General features: G+C 66.4%; 3 protein-coding genes and 1 pseudogene. 2 read left to right on the plus strand and 2 right to left on the minus strand.

Annotation, left to right across the window (positions count from 1 at the left end):
• A pseudogene (locus VD972_RS24930) lies at positions 1-224 on the minus strand (hypothetical protein); the annotation flags it as partial.
• Positions 225-511: 287 nt separating this feature from the next.
• On the opposite strand from VD972_RS24930, the gene VD972_RS24935 reads away from it, so the two are divergent.
• Positions 512-1,387: an SDR family oxidoreductase gene (locus VD972_RS24935; protein ID WP_324991079.1), complete on the plus strand. Its 876-nt coding sequence runs from the start codon at positions 512-514 to the stop codon at positions 1,385-1,387.
• A 247-nt stretch (positions 1,388-1,634) separates the two neighbouring features.
• Here VD972_RS24935 and VD972_RS24940 read toward each other — a convergent pair whose 3' ends face one another.
• Positions 1,635-2,039 carry a hypothetical protein gene (locus VD972_RS24940; protein WP_324991081.1) on the minus strand — a complete coding sequence of 135 codons (405 nt, stop codon included), beginning with the start codon at positions 2,037-2,039 and terminating at the stop codon, positions 1,635-1,637.
• Between the two features lie 197 nt (positions 2,040-2,236).
• On the opposite strand from VD972_RS24940, the gene VD972_RS24945 reads away from it, so the two are divergent.
• Positions 2,237-3,409, plus strand: a 1,173-nt coding sequence (locus VD972_RS24945; protein WP_324991083.1) for a CARDB domain-containing protein, incomplete at its 3' end; no start/stop codon positions are given.

The raw sequence follows: 3,409 nt of genomic DNA on the forward strand, positions 1-3,409 counted from the left end.
TCCCACGGCAGCCAGGCATTGAGGAGGGGCCCCGCATCTCCCTCGGTGCGCGGCAGGTGGAACCACGGATCCCGGGACAGGAGCTCTTGCTGCTCGCAGAAGAAGTCGAGGTGTCCGGCCGCCTCCGTCCGTGTCCTGGCGATCACCGGCTCGTACTTGTCGCGAGCCGCCTGGTTGAGCGAGAAGCCGCAGACGAGGAAGAGCAGCAAGGGAGCTGCACCCACCCACATCCAGGCACGCGGCCACCTGTGTGAAGAAGACGGAGGTTTCTGGCTCATGCGCGGGTCCACGGCTTCCCTCCAGGTCCCCATTCAGGCGGTACCCTCGACTGTCAGGCGAGAGTAGTCGAGTCAACAGGAGTCGCAACCCCACTCATCGCCCAGGACATCCATGCATGAGCCGAAGTGGCCCGGCGGAGTACCGAGGCACGGCAGCCGTGTCGGTCGTGCTGCGCATCCTCTCAGGCCGGCAAGGGTTTATGGTTCTCCTTGCCTTCAACCGGGAGAAAAACATGAGCCAGAAGATCCTGATCACCGGCACCAACAGTGGCTTCGGCCGTCTCACCGCACTGGCGCTGGCGCGGCGGGGCCACACCGTGTTCGGCACCATGCGGGACATCTCGGGCCGCAACCGCGCGGCCGCTGACGAGCTCCGGACCCTTGCGGAGAAGGAGGGCCTCAAGCTCCACGTGGTGCAGATGGACCTGGACAACGACGCGTCGGTGGAATCTGCGCTGCAGGACGTCCTCGGCCGCTCCGAGTACCTCGACGTGGTGGTGAACAACGCGGGCTACTCGGCGCTCGGGCTGGAGGAGACGCTGACCCCGGCGCAGCTGCTGGAGCAGCTCAACGTCAACGTCGTGGGCCCGCACCGGGTGATGCGCGCCGTGCTCCCCTCGATGCGTGCCCGCGGCAAGGGCTACTTCATCCAGATCTCCAGTATGGTGGGCCGGCTCGTGTTCCCGTTCATGGGCGCGTACGTGGCGAGCAAGCTGGCGCTGGAGGGGCTCTCGGACGCGTACCGCTACGAGCTGAAGCCCACGGGTGTGGAGCTCACCGTCCTCCAGCCGGGGCCGCACCCCACGGAGTTCCGCTCGCGCCTGACGCCAGGCAAGGATCAGGACCGCGCCGCCGGGTATGGGCCGCTGGCGAACGGCCTGGAGTTCATGGAGAAGGCCTTCGAGAGCATGCTCACCGGGCCGGCTGCGCAGGACGCGAACGCAGTGCCGGAGGCGCTGGTGAAGCTCATCGAGTCCCCCGCCGGCACTCGGCCGGGCCGCCTGCTCGTGGACAAGTACAACCCCGAGGGCATCACCGCCCTTAACAAGGCCCACGACGAGGTGCAGAAGGGACTCCTCACCGCGATGGGCATGGGCAATCTCGTCTGAGGAGACTGCCCACGAGGTCGCGGCAGGCTCACGCACCGCCGCTCCCCCACCAAGCGCCCACTGCAGCCTCATCGTGCCGCGCGGGTTCCTCTGACCAGACGCTGGGGGCTGACTTCGTTTGCATCTCACTCCTCCGCCCCCTGAGGGTGGTGAAGCGGATGGCGCTCGGTGAGCCAGGGACTGCCGAGCCAGCTCCCGCCCGGTCGGCTGCCCAGCACCCATCATGTCCCAGGGGCGCGCAGCCGACTCAGTTGAGCACGCAGGCGAACTGCTCGCTCAGCAGGTTCCGGAACTGCTCGTTGCAGCGCTCGGTGCCGAGCTCGATGAACCGCACGCCATGGCTCCGGAGCAGCTCGGCGAATGGCTCCTGGACCTCGCTGCCGATGGTATCTCGCCACGCGTGCCACTGGTGGGTGGCGATTGCGACGGCGTCGAAGCCCTGCGTGCTGGCCTTCTGACGGTGGGCCATGATCTGCTGGAAGATGCGCTCGGCCGTCATGCGGGGGTTGGAAGGATCGCGCACCTCATCGGCTTTGACCGAGAGCGTGAAGTGCGAATCCAGGCCTTGGAAGCACCGCTCGGCGTTGTGGTTTTCGGTCTCAATCTCCAGCAGCACGGCGATTGGGCGTGTGGCTTCGGCAAGCTGCGACATGGTGTGCCTCCGGGTTCGGCGAGCAGATGCGTCTACTCTGACAAATCAGCAAAACAAGAGTCAAACTGGAAGAGCGCCGCACCGTGTCATATGGAGGGGTTCATACACTGCCAGTTATCGACAGAGATAGAATCAAATCGCGGCTAAATACCATTCAGATGTTGTCGTCAGGGGCCCTCACACACTGGAGGAGCTTCATGACGGTATGGAATCGAAGGCTGCTGGCGTCCCTGCTCGTGACCTGGGGAGTGCTCACGGGCTGTGGCCCAGGAAGCCCAGGGCAGGAGGAGTCCTTCCTGGACTCCATGCTGAGCGCGCTCACCGCCACGGGCACGCCGGATCTGTGGGTGTCCTCGGTGAGCGGTCCTCCCAGCGCACCCACCTCCGGCAGCGGCTTCGTCGTCACGGTGACGGCCTGCAATCAGGGAGCTGGGAGCACGAGCTCGACGGTGAGCCTCTACCTCTCGACCGACACGGGCATCACCCCCGCGGATACCCTGGTGGGCAGCGCCCCGACAGGGACACTCCACCCCAGCCAATGCGCCACGCTGCAGGTGCAGACCTCTGGCCCGTCCACCCTCACCAGCGGGCAGCGGTACGTGGGCGCCATCATTGATCCCGCCAATACGGTGAGCGAGCTCTCCGAGACGAACAACACGCGCTCTGGGACTCGGATGGCATTCGGTCTCAAGCCGGACCTCAACCTCTCTCAGGTGAGTGCGCCGGACAGCTTGCTTCCCTCCCAGACCTTCGAACCGCTCGTCACGGTGTGCAACACCGGCACGGCGGCCACCTCCGGAACCCTCTACGTCGACATCTACCTGTCCTCGGACTCCGCCATCACGACCGCCGACACGCGGGTGGGAGGTGCCTCGGCGGCCTCGCTGGCCGCGGGCCAGTGCTCCACGCTCGTCGCCTTTTGGACCGAGGCGGCTGTAGCGCCCGGGCAGTGGTACGTGGGCGCCATCGTGGACTCGACCAACAGCGTGGCGGAGCTGGTGGAGACCAACAACACGCTCGTGGGCAACCGCCTGATCGTGGCCTCCGGGCCGGACTTCACCGTCTCCGAGGTGAGCGGGCCGGCCACCTTCTCGACTGCTTCTCCTCTGACGCTCACCGCCACGGTCTGCAACCAGGGCCGTGCGGCCGCCTCCAGCCAGGTGGAGCTCTACCTGTCAGAGGACACCAGCCTCACCCCCGAGGACCCCCTCGTGGGCGCTGCTCTGATCAACAACCTGGGCCCGGGCCGGTGCGTCCCGGTGAGCGTCAGTGGCCTGGTGGAGGTGAACAACAGGCAGTGGTACGTGGGCGCTTGGGTGGACCGGGCCAATGCCGTGGCCGAGGCGCTGGAGGACAACAATACGCGGATC

Source organism: Hyalangium sp. (assembly GCF_035629615.1).
GTDB lineage: Bacteria > Myxococcota > Myxococcia > Myxococcales > Myxococcaceae > Hyalangium.

Bases quoted from the DNA above. Each gene is read 5' to 3' on its own strand.
- VD972_RS24935 (WP_324991079.1), top strand. From the start codon at position 512: ATGAGCCAGAAGATCCTGATCACCGGCACCAACAGTGGCTTCGGCCGT.
- VD972_RS24940 (WP_324991081.1), bottom strand. From the start codon at position 2,039: ATGTCGCAGCTTGCCGAAGCCACACGCCCAATCGCCGTGCTGCTGGAG.